General features: G+C 63.7%; 15 protein-coding genes and 2 pseudogenes. 8 read left to right on the plus strand and 9 right to left on the minus strand.

Annotated elements, in window-relative coordinates; translation table 11 throughout:
- Both AC0L17_RS22625 and AC0L17_RS22630 read left to right on the plus strand, forming a co-directional pair.
- On the plus strand, positions 1–222 hold a 222-nt coding region (locus tag AC0L17_RS22625), incomplete at its 5' end, for a hypothetical protein (RefSeq protein ID WP_473517461.1).
- A 14-nt stretch (positions 223–236) separates the two neighbouring features.
- Positions 237–500, plus strand: coding sequence for a hypothetical protein (locus AC0L17_RS22630; protein ID WP_473517462.1), 264 nt, complete (start codon positions 237–239; stop codon positions 498–500).
- A gap of 2 nt (positions 501–502) precedes the next feature.
- Here the strand turns inward: AC0L17_RS22630 and AC0L17_RS22635 are convergent, their stop codons facing one another.
- Positions 503–649: a hypothetical protein gene (locus AC0L17_RS22635; protein ID WP_473517463.1), complete on the minus strand. Its 147-nt coding sequence runs from the start codon at positions 647–649 to the stop codon at positions 503–505.
- Between the two features lie 172 nt (positions 650–821).
- Here AC0L17_RS22635 and AC0L17_RS22640 point away from each other — a divergent pair.
- Positions 822–974, plus strand: a pseudogene (locus AC0L17_RS22640) (transporter substrate-binding domain-containing protein); the annotation flags it as partial.
- Positions 975–1,268: 294 nt separating this feature from the next.
- Here the strand turns inward: AC0L17_RS22640 and AC0L17_RS22645 are convergent.
- A complete protein-coding gene (locus tag AC0L17_RS22645) occupies positions 1,269–1,679 on the minus strand; it encodes a tellurite resistance TerB family protein (RefSeq protein WP_091600334.1) in 411 nt (136 codons plus the stop codon).
- Between the two features lie 168 nt (positions 1,680–1,847).
- Between AC0L17_RS22645 and AC0L17_RS22650 the strand changes: the two genes are divergently transcribed.
- Entirely contained in the window at positions 1,848–3,497 is a 1,650-nt protein-coding gene (locus tag AC0L17_RS22650; RefSeq protein ID WP_287280971.1) for a lysine--tRNA ligase, read from the plus strand.
- On the opposite strand, the gene AC0L17_RS22655 is transcribed toward AC0L17_RS22650, so the two are convergent.
- From AC0L17_RS22655 to AC0L17_RS22685, 7 genes are all read right to left on the minus strand, one after another.
- On the minus strand, positions 3,460–4,293 hold the full coding sequence (locus AC0L17_RS22655) for a thermonuclease family protein (RefSeq protein WP_473517464.1): 834 nt from the start codon (positions 4,291–4,293) through the stop codon (positions 3,460–3,462). The two genes, AC0L17_RS22650 and AC0L17_RS22655, sit on opposite strands and share 38 nt — an antisense overlap.
- A gap of 9 nt (positions 4,294–4,302) precedes the next feature.
- The gene (locus AC0L17_RS22660) at positions 4,303–4,953 is read right to left on the minus strand and encodes a S24 family peptidase (protein WP_091600331.1); all 651 of its coding nucleotides are present in this window, start codon (positions 4,951–4,953) and stop codon (positions 4,303–4,305) included.
- An 82-nt stretch (positions 4,954–5,035) separates the two neighbouring features.
- Entirely contained in the window at positions 5,036–7,255 is a 2,220-nt protein-coding gene (locus tag AC0L17_RS22665) for a 3-hydroxyacyl-CoA dehydrogenase NAD-binding domain-containing protein (protein WP_473517465.1), read from the minus strand.
- Positions 7,256–7,269: 14 nt separating this feature from the next.
- Complete coding sequence (locus AC0L17_RS22670; protein WP_473490486.1) at positions 7,270–8,478, minus strand: acetyl-CoA C-acetyltransferase; 1,209 nt, start codon at positions 8,476–8,478, stop codon at positions 7,270–7,272.
- Between the two features lie 30 nt (positions 8,479–8,508).
- Complete coding sequence (locus AC0L17_RS22675; RefSeq protein WP_128185351.1) at positions 8,509–9,678, minus strand: acyl-CoA dehydrogenase family protein; 1,170 nt, start codon at positions 9,676–9,678, stop codon at positions 8,509–8,511.
- 56 nt (positions 9,679–9,734) lie between these two features.
- Positions 9,735–11,531: an acyl-CoA dehydrogenase gene (locus AC0L17_RS22680; protein ID WP_473517466.1), complete on the minus strand. Its 1,797-nt coding sequence runs from the start codon at positions 11,529–11,531 to the stop codon at positions 9,735–9,737.
- A gap of 288 nt (positions 11,532–11,819) precedes the next feature.
- Positions 11,820–12,281 (minus strand): MerR family transcriptional regulator, encoded by a 462-nt coding sequence (locus tag AC0L17_RS22685; RefSeq protein ID WP_023802166.1) that lies wholly within the window; start codon positions 12,279–12,281, stop codon positions 11,820–11,822.
- 446 nt (positions 12,282–12,727) lie between these two features.
- On the opposite strand from AC0L17_RS22685, the gene AC0L17_RS22690 reads away from it, so the two are divergent.
- From AC0L17_RS22690 to AC0L17_RS22705, 4 genes and pseudogenes are all read left to right on the plus strand, one after another.
- Positions 12,728–16,705 carry a peptidoglycan-binding protein gene (locus AC0L17_RS22690; RefSeq protein WP_473517467.1) on the plus strand — a complete coding sequence of 1,326 codons (3,978 nt, stop codon included), beginning with the start codon at positions 12,728–12,730 and terminating at the stop codon, positions 16,703–16,705.
- A gap of 189 nt (positions 16,706–16,894) precedes the next feature.
- The gene (locus AC0L17_RS22695) at positions 16,895–17,818 is read left to right on the plus strand and encodes a sulfite exporter TauE/SafE family protein (protein ID WP_473517468.1); all 924 of its coding nucleotides are present in this window, start codon (positions 16,895–16,897) and stop codon (positions 17,816–17,818) included.
- Positions 17,818–18,609, plus strand: coding sequence for a TIGR02186 family protein (locus AC0L17_RS22700; RefSeq protein ID WP_473517469.1), 792 nt, complete (start codon positions 17,818–17,820; stop codon positions 18,607–18,609). The genes AC0L17_RS22695 and AC0L17_RS22700 overlap by 1 nt, the downstream gene beginning before the upstream one ends.
- Before the next feature lie 109 nt (positions 18,610–18,718).
- Positions 18,719–19,974, plus strand: a pseudogene (locus AC0L17_RS22705) (Hsp70 family protein).
- Positions 19,975–19,978 lie beyond the last annotated feature (4 nt).

Consider the following 19,978-nt stretch of genomic DNA (forward strand, 5'->3'; position numbering starts at 1 on the left):
CCCCCCCCCCCCCCCCCCCCCCCCCCCCCCCCCCCCCCCCCCCCCCCCCCCACCCACCCCCCCCCCCCCCCCCTCCCGGGGCGCCCCCCCCCCCCCCCCCCCCCCCCCCCCCCCCCCCCCCGGCCCCCCCCGCGCCCCCCCCCCCCCCGACCGGAAATGGAAACGCCGGATTCGACACGGCGGGCAACCATGCAGGAATCCGTTCGCCCGCAGGGCGTCTGAAATCTCTTTCTCGGATGCTTAAGCGCGGAACGCAAAGCCAAGAGGTCGGGACACAGGCCGGGAGCCGTCGAGATCAAGGAAAATGCGGGGCTGGTGACGCCGCCGATCTGCCTTTCGTAACGCTGCAGGGCTGGATACTGGGGCGCGACGGCAAGCAGCAAAAGAATTGGGCCGACCTCACTGGCAAGGGCCGGCCCGCGTTCTTCGTCGATAATGCCGACCTGCGCCCGATTGCAGAGCTTCAGCCGTTCCTCCTGCAGAAGGAGGTGGCGGCATGAGGTCAGGGCGCTCTCACCCTGTGCTGCGCCTCGTAGGCGGCGATCAGGCGCTTCAACATCGGCGTGATGGTGGCCTTGCCGCTCTCCAGTTCGGCAACCCGGCTGGCTGCCCCGTAGCCGAGCGCTGTAGCCATCTGGGCCTGCGTCATGCCCATCGCCCTGCACACGACGCGCCGGCGCTCTGGCCAGCCTGCGCCGGGGGACTGTCGTCGATCAGCTGCTCGTGGTGCCCACCAGATAGCGCCCGGTCGTCTCGTCGATAGTAGAGGAAGTCGCAACGCTACAGAAAGATGAAAATCGAGCTGGCGGCGCGTTCGAAAAGCGCCTGGCTATCTGGGATCGGGTATGGCCATCGCCACCAGGGCCAACGATCCAGCGCTGGCCGCAGCGTTTGACTACGCACTGCAGCAGATTTCGGTGCAGGGCATCTTCGCCGAATTTTATCTGCGCTATTTCCCGGTCAGCTTTTTCTGATCACTTGAACGAGCAATGTTCAGCGAGTTTCGATCACTTTTGTGAGTAAGAGTTCTACCGCTCCGTACCCATACAGGGCATCACGCTCCAGCACCTGATCGGATCGAAAAGGCTCCTCCTTCTCGACCACACTGGGGTCGAAATCACAGTACGTGACTAGCCAACTGCGCTTCGAAAGCTCGTCCCGTCTGACAAACTGGGGCACGAGGCCTACGGCATAGCCACCGCTTCTCAGGGGAACAAGGAACCACGTTCCTTCCTGATAGTTGAGGCGTTTCATTTGAGAACAGCGCTCTAGGTCAGCGTGCGCAGGCGAGCCTTGGCAGCACGGGCGATGGCGGCGACGGTGAGCGTGTCGAGATCGAGCTGGCGACGGATAAGCTGCAGCACCCTCACCTCCTCCAGGCGCATTTCGAGGTCGACGGCCGCGACCTCGAAGGCTGCGGCATAGGCGGTGTCAAGCAGGCGCTCGGGCAGTGCTTCAGCGACGTGCGCCAAAACGCCTTCCAACCCGTCCTTTTCGTGCAGCAACTTCTGGCAGTCCTGGGCGACGCCGACCAGCCGGTTGTGGTCGAAGTCCTCGAACACCGGCCATGAGCGGACGACGTCGCCAATCCGCGCCAATTCGACATTGGTCATGTCACGATCGGACGCGGAAGTGATGACCATAAGATAGATCAGGGCTTCGTGCGGTGGCAATGGCATTTAAAAACTCCTCAAACGGGCTCCGAAGTTAGGAACGCGGCACCGACGTCGCAAGGAAAAAGCGCCGCGATCGTTGACGCCCACGGCAGGCACGCCTAGAGACCGGTTGAAAAAATCATCCGGCCCCTTCTTGCGACGATGCCGGCGAATAGTTTGGAAAACAGTGACATGGCGGGATCAAACATCATCGATCTCAATCCCGAGGTGCTTGCGGCAGCGGCCGAAAGCAAGGCGTGGCCGTTCGAGGAAGCCAGGAAGATCGTCGAGCGCTACAAAGGGGCTGATTTTCCCGAGACTGTCCTGTTTGAGACCGGCTACGGTCCGTCGGGGCTGCCGCACATCGGTACTTTCGGCGAGGTCGCACGCACCTCGATGGTGCGCCACGCCTTCCGCGTCCTCACCCGGGACACCGTCAAGACCAAGATCTTGTGCTTTTCCGACGACATGGACGGCATGCGCAAGATTCCGGACAGCGTCCCCGATCGCGCCGCACTCGAGCCGCACCTGCACAAGCCGCTCTCGTCCGTTCCCAATCCTTTTGGCGGCGACTATGCGAGCTTCGCAGACCACAACAACGCAATGCTTTGCCGTTTCCTGGACACGTTCGGCTTCGATTACGAGTTCGCCAGCGCGACGGAATACTACAAGGCTGGCCGTTTCGACGACGTTCTGCTGCGCGCTGCCGAACGTTTCGACAAAATCATGGACGTGATGCTGCCGACGCTCGGAGAGGAGCGTCAGGCGACCTACAGTCCGTTCTTGCCGATTTCCCCCAAAAGCGGCCGCGTGCTTTACGTCCCCATGAAGCATGTCGACGCCAAGGCCGGCACTATCACCTTCGACGATGACGGCACCGAAACCACGCTGCCCATAACCGGCGGCAGGGTGAAGCTGCAGTGGAAGCCGGATTTCGGCATGCGCTGGGCCGCGCTCGGCGTCGATTTCGAAATGTTCGGCAAAGACCACCAGACGAATGCGGTGATCTACGACCGTATCTGCAATATCCTGGGCGGGCGCGCTCCCGAGCATTTCGTCTATGAGCTGTTCCTGGACGAGAACGGCCAGAAGATTTCGAAGTCGAAGGGCAACGGACTGACCATCGACGAGTGGCTGACCTACGCGCCGACCGAAAGCCTCGAGCTCTATATGTACCAGCGGCCGCGGCAGGCCAAGAAGCTCTATTTCGACGTCATTCCGAAGGCGGTGGACGAGTATTACGCCTTTCTGTCCGCCTATCGCCGGCAGGAGTGGAAGGAGCGGCTGGGAAATCCCGTCTGGCACATGCATGACGGCAACCCGCCTGTCGTCGACCTGCCGGTATCGTTCGCGCTGCTGCTCAATCTGGTCAGCGCCTCGAACGCCCAGAACAAGGACGTGCTGTGGGGGTTCATTTTGCGCCACACGTCAGGCGTGACGCCGAAGACCCATCCCGAGCTCGACCGGCTGGCCGAGTATGCGATCCGCTATTTCGACGATTTCGTGAAGCCGGCCAAGGTGTACCGGGCCGCCGATGCGGTCGAGCGCGAGGCGCTGACGAAACTGTCCGAAGCGCTCGCCGCATTGCCGACAGATGCCGATGGCGAGGCGATCCAGAATGCCGCTCTCAACGTCGCGCGCAAGATCGAGCGCTATCAGGACCATTCGAAGCAGAGCCCGGAAGGCGGGCCGGGCGTCTCCGTTGCCTTCTTCCAGATGATCTACCAGATTTTGATCGGACAGGAGCGCGGCCCGCGCTTCGGTTCCTTCGCTGCGCTCTACGGCATCGCAGAAACCCGCGCGCTCATTCAGAAGGCGCTGGCTGGTCAGCTGGCGGCGTAGCCGCCGCCGAAGGATCGAGAATCGGCTGCGTCGGCTGCGCTGTGGCCGCAAAGGGGGCTGGTGCCGGAGGCAGGCCGGAGAGACTGGGCGCCGGCCCGAAAATGCCCTTCCTCGCCATACGGGCCTTCTCGCCGGCCTCGACGTAAGGGCCACCCTTGGCGGCGCGCGCCCAGCCGTTTTCGATCAACCACTGGCCGACATCCTGGTTGCCGACGCGGCATTCGGCGGTGATCAGGTCGCGGCCGCCCTCGGGTGGCACCGTGCAGACCACCGCCCGACCGCGCAGGAAGGCACGGAACGCCGTTCGCGCGCGGGTGCCACACGTCCACGACTTGCCGCCGTCGGTGCACGTTTCGTCCTGCCTGACGATGTCGACGCCGGAAATCGCGACGGAGTAGCCTTTGGCCTCGATCACACCGGCGGCCGATGCAACCGGCTGGAACAGTTTTGTCCCGTTCCAGTCGTCGGGCATTTTCGTTTTGGGCGGCTTGGGCGGTCCGGCCAGCGCCAACTCACTCAGCGGCGCGCGCGGCTCGACCCGTTCAAGCTCTTGCGGCTGAAGCTGCGGCGGGGCGACGACTTCGGGATCGATGGCCCTGGAATGCGCCTCTGGGCTCGCCGCCTTGGGTCGCGGATTTTCTGATGTAGCAGGCGCTTGGGATTGCGCCGCGACGGCCTGCGCCCGAGCCGCGACGCGCCCATTTTCGTCCTGCAGCACGGCGCGGCCACCTGTGGCAATCACAGCCCCCATCGCCAGGATCGTCAACACCGCAGCGGCGGCATGAAGCGGACGCACCGGCGGCCCCTACTGGCTTGCCCAGACAATCCGCGCCACCCATTCGACATCGCGCATCGGTATGTCGCGATCCGGGTGATCGGGATTGAGCGAGACCAGCATGATAGACTTCGCCGTCTGACGGTCCAGCACCTTGGCCATTACCTCGCCGGCATTGGTCTTGACGACGACGCGATCGCCCTTGCGGGTGGCGGCGCCCGGCTCGACGATCAGCACGTCACCGTTGCGGTAGAGCGGCAGCATGGAATCGCCCTGGACCTGCAGCGCATAGGAGGTTTCGGTCGCTCGTGCCGGAAGCTCGATCAGGTCCCAGCCCTGGCCCACGGGAAAGCCGGCATCATCGAAGAAGCCGCCGGCGCCGGCCTGGGCGAAGCCGAGCAGCGGCACCGAAGACGTCTGTGCCGGCAGAGATCCGGGAACGGTCTTGCCCCGGCCTTCGACCAGTCCGGTGAATTCGTCGAGCGAAGCGCCGGTCGCCTCGATGATCTTGGCCAGCGACTCGGTCGACGGCCAGCGCGGCCGCCCGTCCGAGGACAGCCGCTTCGATTTGTTGAAGGCCGTCGAATCGAGGCCCGCGCGTTTCGCCAGCCCCGACGCCGAGAGCGAATAGCGCTCGGCGAGAGCATCGATGGCGGCCCACACGCGGTCATGCGAGAGCACTTTTGCTCTCCTTCAGAACAGGAAAAAATACCTTCTCTGTTCTAATCGGTGGCCGTGAGTTTGTCCACCATCGAAGGCGGCGTCACGCCGCCTTCTTGGCCTCGCTCCTGGCATAGGGATCGAAGCGTTCGTAGAAAGTCTCGCCCTTCTCTGCCATCTCGAGCAGGAGCTTCGGCGCTTTGAACTCGCCGCCATACTTCTTCTGAAGACCCTTGGCGATCTTGACGAATTTTTTTGCGCCGATGCCGTCGATGTAGGACAGCACGCCGCCGGTAAAGGGCGCGAAGCCGAAAGCGAGGATCGAGCCGACATCGGCCTCGCGCGGATCGGTGACGATGCCCTCCTCCATCACCCGGGCCGCCTCCAACGCGATGGTGACCAGGAGCCGCTGCTTCAGTTCCTCATAGTCGACCTCTTCAGGCGGCAACTGCCGATAGAGATCCTTCAGGCCCGGCCACAGCTTCTTCTTGGCAGGCTTTTGCGGATAGTCGTAAAAACCCTTGCCGTTCTTGCGGCCGAAGCGGCCATGCGTGTCGACCAGCGTGTTGATCAGCGTCATCTGCTTCGGGTCGACCGCCTTGTCGCCGAGATCGCGCATGGTCTGTTTCATGATCTTCTGCGCGAGGTCGATCGCCGTTTCGTCCGTCAGCGCCAAGGGGCCGACCGGCATGCCGGCGGCCTTCGCCGCATTCTCGATCATCGGCGCCGGAACGCCCTCGATCAACATCTTGTAGGCTTCCGACATGTAGCGCAGCACGCAGCGGTTGACGTAGAAGCCGCGCGTGTCGTTGACGACGATCGGCGTCTTCTTGATGGCGCGGACGAAGTCGATCGCGGTGGCTAGCGCCTTGTCGCCCGTCTTCTTGCCCAAAATGATCTCGACCAGCATCATCTTGTCGACCGGCGAGAAGAAATGGATACCGATGAAATTCTTCGGCCGCGTCGAATTCTTCGCCAGCGACGTGATCGGGATGGTGGACGTGTTCGACGCAAAGACCGCCGCCGGCTTCAGCACGGCCTCCGCCTTTTCGGTGGCGTCCTTCTTGACGCCCGAATCCTCGAATACCGCCTCGACCACCAGGTCGCAGCCTGCGAGGTCGGCATAGTCCGCCGTCGGCGTGATCAGCGACAGCAGCCTGTCCTTGTCCTCCGGCTTGGCGCGGCCCTTCCTGACCTGATCCGAGATCAGGCTGTCCGAATGCGCCTTGCCCTTGGCGGCAGCGTCCATGTCGCGGTCGAGCAGCACCACCGGAATGCCGGCTTTGGCCGTGACATAGGCGATGCCGGCGCCCATGAAACCGGCGCCGAGCACGCCGATCTTCTTGAACTTGGTTTCCGGCACGCCGGCCGGACGACGCGCGCCCTTGCTCAGTTCCTGCAGCGACACGAACAGCGAGCGGATCATCGCCGCCGCTTCTCTGGTCTGCATGATTTCGGTGAAATAACGCTGCTCGATGCGCAAGCCGGTGTCGAACGGCACCAGCAGGCCTTCATAGACGCATTTCAGGATGGCCGCGGCAGCCGGATAGTTGCCATAGGTCTCGCGACGCAGGATGGCGATTGCCGGTGGCCACAGATTGGCGCCGGCCACCGAATAGACCGGGCCGCCGGGCAGCTTGAAGCCCTTCTCGTCCCACGGCGCCACTGGCTTCAAGCCATTTTTGATCATGGCTTTGGCGGATTCGACGAGCTTCGTCGGTTCGGCAATCTCATGGATCAGGCCCATCGACTTGGCCTTCTGCGGCGACAGCGTCTGACCGGAAGTCAGCATCTGCAGCGCCTGCTGCTGGTCGGTCAGCCGCGGCACGCGCTGGGTGCCGCCGGCACCTGGGAAGATGCCGATCTTCACTTCGGGGAGCGCCATCTTGACCTTGTCGGAATCGGCCGCGACACGGCCATGGCAAGCGAGCGACAGCTCGAACGCACCGCCCATGCAGGTGCCGTTGATCGCCGAAACCCACGGCTTGCCTGAGGTCTCCAGCTTGCGGAACAGGCCGGTCATGTAGCCGGCATTGTCGAACAATGCCTTGGTCGCCTTGTCCAGGTCCTTGGCTTTATCGGCTGCGAACTTCGACAGCATCTTCTGCAGCATGGTGATGTCGGCACCTCCGGAGAACGTGTCCTTGCCGGAGGTGATCACCGCCCCCTTTATCGACGCGTCGCTCGCCACCTTGTCGACGATGGCGTTCAGCTCCAGCATCACCTCTTCGGTGAAGACGTTCATCGAGCGGTCGGGCATGTCCCAGGTGACCAGCGCGATGCCATCGGCGTCAATGTCGAGGGTGAAGTTGGTGTAGCTCATCGGTTTCTCTCCCGTCAGACGCGTTCGATGATCGTTGCGGTGCCCATGCCGGCGCCGATGCAGAGCGTCACCAGCGCGGTGTTCAGGTCGCGGCGCTCCAGTTCGTCCAGCACCGTTCCGAAGATCATCGCACCGGTTGCGCCGAGCGGATGGCCCATTGCGATGGCGCCGCCATTGACGTTTATCCTGTCGTGCGAAATGTCGAAAGCCTGCATGTAGCGCAGCACCACCGAGGCGAACGCCTCGTTGAGCTCGAACAGATCAATGTCCGACAGCTTCATCCTGGCACGCTTCAGCAGCTTCTCGGTCACGTCGACCGGACCGGTCAGCATCAGCACCGGCTCCGAACCGATATTGGCGAATGCACGGATGCGAGCGCGCGGCTTCAGGTCGAGCGACTTTCCAGCCTTCTTCGAGCCGAGCAGAACGGCCGCCGCGCCATCGACGATACCAGACGAATTGCCGGCGTGGTGGACGTGATTGACCTCCTCCACCTCGGGATGCTTCTGCACCGCGACGGCATCGAAGCCGCCCATTTCGCCGGGCATGACGAAGGACGGGTTGAGGGCCGCCAGCGACTGCATATCGGTCGAAGGCCGCATGTGTTCATCGTGGTCGAGGATGGTCAGGCCGTTCTGGTCCTTGATCGAGATCACCGAATTCTTGAAGCGGCCTTCGCCCCAGGCTTTGGCGGCGCGCTTCTGGCTTTCGACCGCATAGGCGTCGACGTCGTCGCGCGAAAAGCCGTACTTCGTGGCGATCAGATCGGCCGAGATGCCTTGCGGCACAAACCAGCCCGGCAGGCCGACCGAGGGGTCCATGAACCAGGCGCCGCCGGACGCGCCCATGCCGACGCGCGACATCGATTCGACGCCGCCGGCGATGACGATCTCGTCGGCGCCCTGCGCGATCTTGGCGGCGCCGAAATTGATGGCGTCCAGGCCAGAGGCGCAGAAACGCGAGATCTGCATGCCGGGCGCTTTCGTGTCGTAACCGGCCTCGAAGGCGGCGGCGCGTGGAATGACAGAACCCGCCTCGCCGACCGGATCGACGCAGCCGAAGATGATGTCGTCGACGGCGCCGGTGTCCAGCCCATTGCGGTCACGGATCGCCGCAAGCACCTTGGCGCCGAGCCGCACCGCCGGCACCTCGTGCAGCGAGCCATCCTTCTTGCCCCTGCCGCGCGGCGTGCGCACGGCGTCATAGACATAAGCTTCGGCCATTTTCCTGCTCCTTGGTTTGCTGAAAGTCTCTCAGAGAGAGCGCCCGATCAGCAATTTCATGATCTCGTTGGTGCCGCCGTAGATGCGCTGGACGCGGGCGTCGCGGAACATGCGGGCGATCGGATACTCATTCATGTAGCCATAGCCGCCATGCAATTGAAGGCATTCGTCGACGACTTTTCCCTGCAGGTCTGACAGCCAGTATTTGGCCATCGAGGCCGTCACCGGGTCGAGACCACCATCGATATGGCGGGCGACGCAGTCATTGTAGAAGACCCGGCCTATGGTCGCCTCGGTCTTCAGTTCGGCCAGCTTGAACTGGGTGTTCTGGAAATCGATTATCGCCTTGCCAAAGGCCTTGCGCTCCTTGACGTAGTCGATGGTCAACGCCAGCGCCCGTTCGACCATGGCGATGGCGCCGGTGCCGATCTGCAGCCGCTCCTGCGGCAATTGCTGCATCAACTGGACGAAGCCCTGGCCTTCCTCGTGGCCGAGCAGATTGGAGGTCGGCACGCGCATATCGTTGAAGAACAGTTCCGAGGTGTCGTTAGCCTTGAGCCCGATCTTGTCGAGGTTGCGGCCGCGCTCGAACCCTTCCACCTCGTCGGTCTCGACGACGATCAGCGAAGTGCCCTTGGCGCCCTTCTCGGGGTCGGTCTTGGTGACAATTATGATGAAATTGGCGAGCTGGCCGTTGGTGATGAAGGTTTTTGAGCCGTTGACCTTGTACTGGTTGCCGTCCTTCTCGGCGCGCGTTTTGACGCCTTGCAGGTCGGAGCCGGCGCCGGGCTCGGTCATGGCGATGGCGCCGATCAGCTCGCCGGTCGCCAGTTTCGGCAGCCACTTCTTCTTCTGCTCCTCCGAGCCGTAGTGGAGGATGTAAGGGGCGACGATCGAATTGTGCAGGCCGATGCCGAAACCGTCGACGCCGACATGGCCGATCGCCTCGATGATGGCGCTCTCATGCGCGAATGTCCCGCCCGAACCGCCATATTCCTCCGGCATCGAGGCACAGAGCAGACCGGCCGCGCCCGCCTTCAGCCAGCACTCACGGTCGACCATCTCGTTCTTCTCGAACTCGTCATAGCGTGGCGCGATCTCTTCCGACATGAAGCGGTGCGCCATGTCGTAGAGCATGCCGACCTCGTCCGCCGCCCAGGCAGGTTTGGGAAGGCCAAGAATTTCGGCGGGGTTGGTCATGCTGTTTCTCCCTTGCGCCGACGTCCCCCTCCCCTTGAGGGGAGGGAACGTCGAGCTTAGAACGCTTCCGCCGGCAGTGCCATCAATGTATCGGCGCCGCTGGAGATGCGGGCGAGGTGCGCCGACGTTTCCGGCATGATCCGCTCCATGAAGAAGCGCGCCGTCACCAGCTTGCTATCGTAGAACGCCGGAGAACCATTGGCGCCGTTCGCCAATTTCGCCCCGGCCGCCTTGGCCATCTGCGCCCACATATAGCCCAGCGCCACCAGGCCGAAGAGATGCATGTAGTCGGTCGAGGCGGCACCGGCGTTATCGGGCTTGGCCATGCCGTTCTGCATCAGCCACATCGTCGCCGCCTGCAGATCGTTGAGGCCCTTCTTCAGCGCCTTGGTAAAGGGCGCCATCTTCTCGTCAGTGCGGTTCTCCTCGCAGAACTCGCCGACCTCCTTGAAGAAGGCCTGCACGGCACGGCCGCCATTCAAGGCCAGCTTGCGGCCGACGAGGTCGAGCGCCTGGATGCCGTTGGCACCCTCGTAGATCATGGCGATGCGGGCATCGCGCACGAACTGGCTCATGCCGTGCTCTTCGATATAGCCGTGCCCGCCGAACACTTGCTGCGCCATCACTGCGTGGTCGAAACCCTTGTCGGTGAGCACGCCCTTGACCACCGGCGTCATCAGCCCGGTGTAGTCGTCGGCAGCCTGGCGGTCCTTGTCGTCACTGGCACGGTGGACGATATCGGACTTGATCGCCGTCCACAGCGCCAGTGCGCGACCGGCCTCGTTGAAGGCCTTCATGGTCATCAGGCTGCGGCGGATATCGGGGTGGACGATGATCGGGTCGGCCTTCTTGTCCGGCGCCTTCGGCCCAGACAGCGAGCGTCCCTGCAGGCGATCCTTGGCATAGGACACAGCGTTCTGGTAGGCGACCTCCGACAGAGAAAGCCCCTGCAGGCCGACGCCGAGCCTCGCTTCATTCATCATCGTGAACATGGCTTTCAGCCCGCCATTCGTCTCGCCAAGCAGCGTGCCTTGTGCCTCGTCATAATTCATGACGCAGGTCGAATTGCCATGGATGCCCATCTTCTCCTCGATCGAGCCGCAGGAGACGGTGTTCTTCTCGCCAGGATTGCCTGATGCATCGAGCTTGAGTTTCGGCACGATGAACAGCGAAATGCCCTTCACGCCTTCCGGCGCGCCGTCGATGCGGGCCAGCACCAGGTGGACGATGTTGTCCGCCATGTCGTGCTCACCGGCCGATATGAAGATCTTCTGGCCTGAGATCCTGTAGGTGCCGTCGCCATTGGGAACCGCCCTGGTGCGCAGCAGGCCGAGATCGGTGCCGCAATGCGGCTCGGTCAGGTTCATGGTGCCGGTCCAGACGCCTTCGACCAGCTTCGGCAACCAGAGCGCCTTCTGCTCGTCGGTGCCATGGGTAATGATCGCGGCGATCGCGCCCTGCGTCAGGCCGGGGTACATCATCAGCGACATGTTGGCCGAAATCATATATTCGGAAACAGCAGTATGCACCGCGTAAGGCAGACCCTGGCCGCCAAATTCGACGGGTGCGGCCAGCCCCAACCAGCCGCCCTCGCGGTATTGGTCGAAGGCCTCCTTGAAGCCCTTCGGCGTCGTCACCGAACCGTCGCCATGGCGCTCGCAGCCTTCCATGTCGCCGACGCGGTTCAGCGGCTGCATGACATTTTCAGCGAGCTTGGCGCCCTCGGCAAGGATGGCCTCGACCACGTCCGGCGTCGCGTCGGAAAATCCGGGAAGATTGGAATAGCGCTGGTAGCCCAGCACTTCGTTCAGCACAAACAGCGTGTCCTGGACCGGCGCCCTGTAGATCGGCATGCATTTCCTCCACCATGCGGCCTTGGCCCCGAATCCCCCAATGTGAAGTCAGACGGGCATGCGGACCAATGTTCAGGTCGGAATAGCAAAAGTTGACGTTTGCGTAAACGTCAATTTTTTGATGCGACAAATTATCCCCGCCGCTCGCTCATAGCGTAACGGCGCTGGCCGTCGCCAGTCCGAACAGATTGAAAATCCCGGCGCAGCCGCAAGACAACGGGAAGAGCCGCGCAGCCAGGGCACACGCGGCTCTCTCCCGAAGGCCGTTCACCGGAAGCCGGCGAAGAATTATCCGGCGACGCTGGCCTGCGGCGCCGAGCGTTCGCTCAGCATCTGACGCACCGCCGCCATCGAGTTGCTCAACTCGTTGATGGCATCGTCGATCAGGGCCCGCTGCTTCTGCAGACGGGCAAGCTGCTTCTCCGACTTGTCGAGCGTCAGTCGCAACTGCTTGGTGTTGGAACCGCTGGGGTCGTAGAGGTCCATCATCTGCTTGACGTCGCGCAGCGAGAACCCGACCTTGCGGCCGAGCAGGATCAGCTTCAGCCGCGCCTTGTCGCGGCGCGTGTAGAGACGGGTCGAGCCGTCGCGCTGCGGATTGAGAAGGCCCTTGTCCTCGTAGAAACGCAGCGTTCGCAGCGTTACTCCGTATTTCTTGGCCATCTCGCCGATGCGGACAAGATCCTCGCCGGCTTTATCGGACATGTCATTGGTATTGGCCGCGGCTTCGCCGGGCGAAACAAGTTTCATGGTCACTGGCTTTCCCCATCTGGTGGCGCCGCGGTCCTGGACCGTGCGTCGCCTGAGTCGAAGCGGGGGCGTGCTTCCACTCGTGGTTTCAACAAAAAAAATCGCAAACGGCACAATCTGCACCCTTACGTTTACGTCAATTCTATACCGATAGCCGCCTCACGAAGCAAGGGCGTCGTGCGGGAGGACCTTTTTGCCGCATCCGCCACCGCATGGCCCGGCGGCGCTTCAGGCGCTCGTCAACATCGTTGCAACTTCTTAAGCTTGGTTAACGCGTTGTTTACCACGTTGGGCGAATTGTGCGCATGTCGGTCACCCGTGGTTATCCTGTAGCGAATTTTTCACGGTTTCGGAGTCCACCGCAGCAAAGCCGCGGCCGTCTTCGTTTCCGGCAGGACTTTGGGAACTGGTCATAAAGCCAGCAGCGATTGTGAACGGGCGCATCGATGAACAGCAAGCGGTCCTATCTCGATACACTCAACACCGGCCGGCAGCGCAGGGCGTACACCACGCTTGAACAGCTCAACCGCTCCCTGGAAACGCTGGAGCAGCGGCTGGAGCGGACGCGCGAGGACTTGAGCGAACGTCCCGATCCGCGCCGGCTGAGCGCGGAGCCGCGCTATGCCAGCGCCCGGCCCTATGAGGATCCGCGCCCGGCGCAGCCGCCGAAAAGCCCGGCGCCGGCTGCCTTCGATGAGAATTACCAGGCGATCGCCCGCGACATCGACCGCGTGCGCGGCCAGGAAGACGGCGTCGCCGTGGTCGGCAAGATCGCCGGCGAATTGCGCGGCCTGCGCGAGGAACTGCGCCACCAGATGAACGCCGGCCTGCAGCGCGAATTCGAAGCGCTGCGCAACGACATCGAGCGGGCTTTCCAGGCAAGCACCGAGCCGGGTGGCCAATCGACGGGAGGCAAAGGCAGCGCCGAACTCAGCGTCGAGTTCGAGCGGCTTTCCGGCGCCATCCAGTCCCTGGCCGAAAAGAGCGATGACAGAAGCGTCAACATGCTCCGGCTCGATCTGGAGCAGGTCAAGGCCGCGCTCGACACGTTGGCGCGCGAGGAGAGCGTGCAGGCGGTCGGCCGCCGCTGGGACGAGTTCGACCGCCGCTGGACCGCGTTCGAGGATCGTGTCGATGCCGATCAGCGACAGCGGTCGGACGCACCCGGTCTTTCGATGCTGACCGAACGGCTCGAACAGATCAGCAATGCCGTCAACAATCTGCCGGAATCGCTTTCGCTGCGCTCGCTCGAAGAGAAGGTCCGCACGCTTGCCGGCGCCGTCGAGCATTTCGCCCGCCAGCAGGACAGTCTCGGCAGCAGCACATTGGCGATGATCGACGAGCGGCTGGACGAGATTTCCCGCGCCATCGTCGCCTCGACCGTCGCTGCGCAGGCCAATTCATTCGACCCCGAAGCATTCGAGCGTATCGAGAAGCGGATTGCGTCGCTTGCCGAACAGATCGAGGAAGTGACGCAAGTCCACCCCAGCGGCGAGGTCATCGACCGCCTCAACATGCTGTCGAGCCGGGTCGACGATCTTGCCAGCCGGGCCAATTTGCCTGAGCAGGCGATGGAGCGTCTCGACAAGCAGATCGCGCTTATTGCCGACAAGATCGACCGGGCGCCTGCCATGCCGGACGCCGACTATATCTTCCAGGGGCTGGAACAGCGTTTCGACGTGCTGTCCGGCATGATGGAGCGCCGCCAGGGCGACGCGATCGAACAGGGCAACATGCTGTTTCGCGATCTCGAGCGCCGGCTGGACGAAGTTGCCGACAGGCTGGACCAGCGCATGCCGCAGATCGACGGGGCCGGCATCATGGACGCCCTCGACGCCCGCTTCAGCGCGCTGGCCAAGCGCTTGGAGACGCGCGTTCCCGATCACGCAGGTGAAGCGGCGATCCGTGGCCTGGAAAGCCGGCTCGAAGACATTTCAGTCCGGCTGGATTCATCGGCGGCACAAGTCGCCGGCATCGACCCGGCCCTGATCCGCAGCCTGGAAGCGCAGGTCGCGGGCCTGTCGGCGCACCTTTCGAAACCCGGCGCGCCACTGCCGGAATTGGAGGATATCAGCCCCCGTCTCAACGAAATCGAGAAGTCGCTGGCTGGCACCCGCGATTCCATCCTCAGCGCGGCGCGCGAGGCAGCCGAGAGCGCCGTCCGTTCGTTGGCGGGCTCCAGTGCCAACACGGCGGCTGTCTCTGGCCTCGCCCAGGATCTGAAGACGCTCGAAGCACTGACGCGCCGTTCCGACGAGCGCAATTCGAGGACCTTCGAAGCCATCCACGACACGCTGCTCAAGATCGTCGACCGGCTGGGCTCGCTGGAAACCGACGAGCCGGCCGACGCTGTGAGCGAACTTCTGAATACGCAGCCGGCCGAGCCGGACAGCTGGCGCGGCGTGCGATCGTCAAAGATGGCCGTACGTGACGCGCCGTCCATGGACATCGACCAGCCACTGCCGCTGACGGAAGACATGGCCGACCTCGACAGCCATGTCTCTGCCATGATCAGCGATGACTCAAGTTCGCCTAGCGAACCGGGCACGCGTAGCGACCCGGGCACGCGCACGCCGGCCGAAGCCGCCGCGGCCGCGGCCATGGCGGCGCTTGGCTCGGACACGGCGGAAAAAAGCCAGCCGACCGGCGGCCGGAAGTCGATGCTCGGCGGACTGGCGCGCGCCTTCAAGGCCAAGAAGGAGACGATTGTTCCACCGCTTGCCGGCTCCGCGCCTGATGTCGAGATACCGATTGCCGATCTCGACGAGCCGCTGGACCCGAAGGTTGCCAACCGGCCGCTGGAGCCCGGCTCCGGCCCACCTGACCTCAACGCCATCATGAAGCGCGTGCGCGACGAACGCGGCCCGCCCGGCAGGGCCGGCAATGCCGACGCATCGAAATCCGACTTCATCGCCGCTGCCAGGCGCGCGGCGCAAGCGGCCGCTGCCGAGGCCGACGCTCTCAAGCGGCAATCGACGATGAGGGGGCCGGTAAAAGCGCTCAGGATCGGCGACTTGCTCAAGGCGCGACGCAAGCCGATTCTGATGGCAGCCGCCGCGGTCATGCTGGCGCTCGCCGGCCTGCAATTGGGCAAGGCCTTTGTCTCCGACCCGGTCGAAATGGCCAGCAACGATACGGCGCCGATGGCGGCCGCGCAGCCAGCGGAAACCGCATCGATCGGTACCGTCAACGAACCGAAGACGGACACAGAAACTGCAGGGGATAGCGCACCAGACCACGCTGTTCGGCAGGCAGAGCCATCCGAGTCGCTAGCCGAGGACGACATGCCGGCGCAGGCCGGCATCGCCACGCCGTCGGATAACGAGAGATCGGCGGATGGTGAAACGTCGGTCGACTCAGGGTCCGCGGCCGAGCCTGTTCCTGCATCAATGGCTTCAACGACGTCGCCCGATCCGGCGGCGGCGAACGTGACAGCGTCGGCACCTGCGGGCCCGACGGCTGCGGACGCCGAACCAATGGCCACCGCGCCGGACGCCACGCCCGCGACCCAGGACATGACCGGCACGGTCACGTCAGCGGTTGCATCGACGGCGGCGGCCACTGCCAAGATCGACATTCCAGCCGATGCCGGCCCGGCTGCCTTGCGTGACGCAGCGGCCGGCGGCGACGCCGAGGCACTGTTCGAGATCGGCTCGCGCTACGCCGAATCGCGCGGCGTCAAGCAAGACATGGCAGCGGCCGCCAAATGGTACGAGAAATCAGCCGAGCTCGGCTTCGCACCGGCGGAATACCGCATCGGCAACTTCTACGAGAAGGGCACCGGCGTCGCGCGCGACGTCAAGAAGGCGAAGACCTGGTACCAGCTCGCCGCCGCGCAGGGCAACGCCAGCGCCATGCACAACCTCGCCGTGCTCTTCGCCATGGCGGCGGACGGCGTGACCGACAATGAATCGGCCGCGCACTGGTTCCAGGCCGCCGCCGATCTCGGCGTCAAGGACAGCCAGTTCAATCTCGGCATCCTGGCGGCGAAGGGCGTCGGCATGAAGCAGAATCTCGAAGAGTCCTACAAATGGTTCGCGCTCGTCGCCAAGACCGGCGACAAGGATGCGGCGGCAAAGCGCGACGAGATCGCCAAGGCGCTCAGGCCCGAGCAGCTCGAACGCGCACGCGCCGCCACGGAGCTGTGGAAGGCAAAGCCGCTCGATCCCGCGGCCAATTCGGCCGATATTCCCGAATCGTGGCAGGACGGCACGCCGCAGACGACCGCCAGCGTCGACATGAAGAAGGTCGTTCAGAACATCCAGCGCATTCTCAACAAGAACGGCTACGAGGCCGGCATTGACGATGGCGTGATGGGCCAGAAAACCAAGGATGCCATCATGGCTTTCCAGACTGACAACGACCTGAAGCCCACCGGCACGGTCGACGAAAAGCTGGTCAAGGCGCTGCTTGCGCGCAAATAACGTCAGATGCGTCGTTTCCGCGACGCCTTTGCCACACATTTGCCTGTTAACTGATTGAGTTGTTTTTTGTTTCGGCGACGTGGCGAGGTTTGACTTCGCCGCCCGGCCGGCGCAAGAACGGACAGGCTTTTGGCGCGAATGCCCGCCACGGTTGCATTCGCCGGCGGGCAAACTGATCGAGACTGACGGGTGGGCATCTATCTCCCGATCGCGGAAATTTCCGTCAACATCTTCGTGCTGCTGGCCATGGGCGCGGCGGTGGGTTTCCTCTCGGGCATGTTCGGAGTGGGCGGCGGCTTCCTGATCACGCCGCTGCTGATCTTCTACAACATACCGCCGGCGATCGCAGTCGCCACCGGCGCCAACCAGGTCATCGCCTCCTCCTTCTCCGGCGCATTGTCGCACGTGAAGCGCGGCACGCTCGACTTCAAGCTCGGCGGTGTGCTTTTGGCCGGCGGCATCGTCGGCTCGACCGGCGGCATCTTCGTCTTTGGCTTCTTGCGCCGGCTCGGCCAGCTCGACCTGTTCATCTCGCTGCTCTACGTCGTGCTGCTCGGCACCGTTGGCGGGCTGATGCTGGTCGAGAGCGTCAATGCGCTGCGCGCCGCGCGCAGCGGCGCGGCACCGGTGCTGAAGAAATCCGGCCAGCACAACTGGATCCACCGCTTGCCGCTGAAGATGCGGTTCAGGGCCTCGAAGCTTTTCGTCAGCGTCATCCCGGTGCTCGGCCTCGGCGCCGGCATCGGTTTCCTGTCGTCGATCATGGGCGTCGGCGGCGGCTTCATCATGGTGCCGGCGCTGATCTATCTCTTGAAAGTGCCGACCAACGTCGTCGTCGGCACCTCGCTGTTCCAGATCATCTTCACCTCGGCCTACACCACGCTGGTCCATGCCACCACCAACCAGACGGTCGACATCATGCTCGCCTTCTTGTTGATGGCGGGCGGCGTCGCCGGCGCGCAATACGGCGCCAAGGCCGGCCAAAGGCTGCGCGGCGAGCAGCTCAGGGCGCTGCTGGCACTGCTGGTCCTGGCGGTTGCCATCCGGCTCGCCATCGATCTGTTCGTGACGCCGCCCAGCCTCTATTCGCTGTCCGGCGCGGATCCGACCTGATGGCGGGTTTTAGGACGATCCTGGCCGTTGCCTCGCTGTCGCTGTTCGCCGCCTCGTCACCGGCAAGAACGCAGACGCCGGTTACCGAAAACATCCAGATCGGCCTGTCCACCGACCATGTCTCGATCACCGCCGGCTTTTCCGGCGCCGACCTCACCATCTTCGGCTCATTGGAAAATGCCGACCCGCGTGTCGCGCGCCAGGGGCGCTACGACATCGTCGTCGTGCTTGAGGGTCCGGCCCGGAAGGTCGTCGTGCGCCGCAAGGACCGGGTGCTCGGCATCTGGATCAATCTGGAGTCCGAGACCTTCAAGAATGTGCCGGTGTCCTATTCGGTGGCGACGACGCGGCCGCTGCAGGACGTCACCGACCCCAACAGCTACAAGCAACTGTCGCTCGGCGCCGCCAACATCTACATGCAGCCGGCCGACGCTGGCGAAAGTCCGGCGACCATCCAGGAATTCACCGCGGCACTGCGCGAGCGAAAGACGGCGACCGGCCTCTACAGCGTGAATGTCGGCGGCGTGCAGTTCCTCTCGCAGAACCTGTTCCGCGCCACCGTCAGGCTTGCGCCCAATGTTCCGGTCGGCACCCACAAGGCCCGTGCGTTCCTGTTCAAGAGCGGCCTGTTCATCAAGGAAAGCTCCGCCCAGCTCGAAATCCGCAAATCCGGTTTCGAACAGTCGATCTTCCGCGTCGCCCACGATTATTCTTTCCTGTATGGCGTCTTCGCGGTGTCGTTGGCCATGCTGACCGGCTGGCTCGGAAGGCTCGTCTTCCGGAAGGACTAAACTCTCTTAAAAAGGCGGTTCCCCTTTTTACGCTCGTGGGTTAGACCGCGACCCCCGGCCCGGCCGAACACCGGCTGTCGCTCCCCAATCAAAAATACAGGTCTTTGCGATGCGACCAGCATTCGGCGGTATCGACTTCGGCACTTCGAATTCCACGTCGGCGTGATCAGGGACGGGCAGCCGCAACTGGTGGCGCTGGAAGACGGCGAGGTGACCCTGCCCAGCGCGGTGTTCTTCAATTTCGAGGACAACCGCACCTACTTTGGGCGCCGCGCCATCGCCAACTATACCGACAGCATCGAGGGTCGCCTGATGCGCTCGCTGAAGAGCGTACTCGGCGGTACGCTGGTCCATGAAAAGACGCGCATCAAAACCCGATCGATCGCCTTCACCGAGATCATCGGTCTGTTCGTCGGCCACCTCAGGAAAAGGCTGGAAGAGGATGCGGACGATACGGTTGAAAGCGTGGTGCTCGGTCGTCCCGTGCAGTTCGTCGACGACGATGCCGAGGCCGATGCCAAGGCCGAAGGTGAACTCGAAAACGCGGCCCGCACCCAGGGCTTCAAGCATATCGCCTTCCAGTTCGAGCCGATCGCGGCAGCGCTCGACTACGAGCAGAAGGTGACGGGCGAAGAACTGGCGCTGATCGTCGACATGGGCGGCGGCACGTCCGACTTCTCGATCGTGCGGGTCTCGCCGCAGCGCGCCCGCGCCCTCGATCGCAAGGACGACATCCTGGCCAGCCGCGGCATCCACATCGGCGGCACCGACTTCGACCGGCTGTTGAGCATCGCCCATGTGATGCCGCAGCTCGGCTACCTCTCGCCGACCAAGGACGGCAAGCGCAACTTGCCGGCCAGCTACTTCATCGACCTGGCGACATGGCAGCGCATCAATCTGGTCTACACCGCCCGAGCGATGACGCATCTGCGCCAGATTCGCTACGAGGCGGAACGCGCCGACCTAGTCGACCGCTTCATCGACATCGTCGAGCATCGTTACGGGCACGCGCTGGCCGCTTTGGTCGAGAGGGCCAAGATCGCGCTGACGGAGCAACCGTCCGCCGAGGTGATGGTCGCGCTGACGGGAGCGAAGTTTGCGACCGAAATTACGCGCGCCGGGATCGACGACACGATCGCCAGGGATATCGAACGGGTGGCCGCTACGGTTGGTGAGACGATCCGCGACGCGCAGGTGAAACCGTCCGACATCACCGCGGTGTTCCTGACCGGCGGATCGACCGCCATCCCGCTGGCAAGGCAGCAGATACTGGCCCTGGTGCCGCAGGCGTCGGTCATCGAAGGTGATATGTTCGGCTCGGTCGGGCTTGGGCTGGCGCTCGATGCGCAGCGGAAATTCGGCTGACCCG

Source organism: Mesorhizobium sp. WSM4829 (assembly GCF_055811475.1).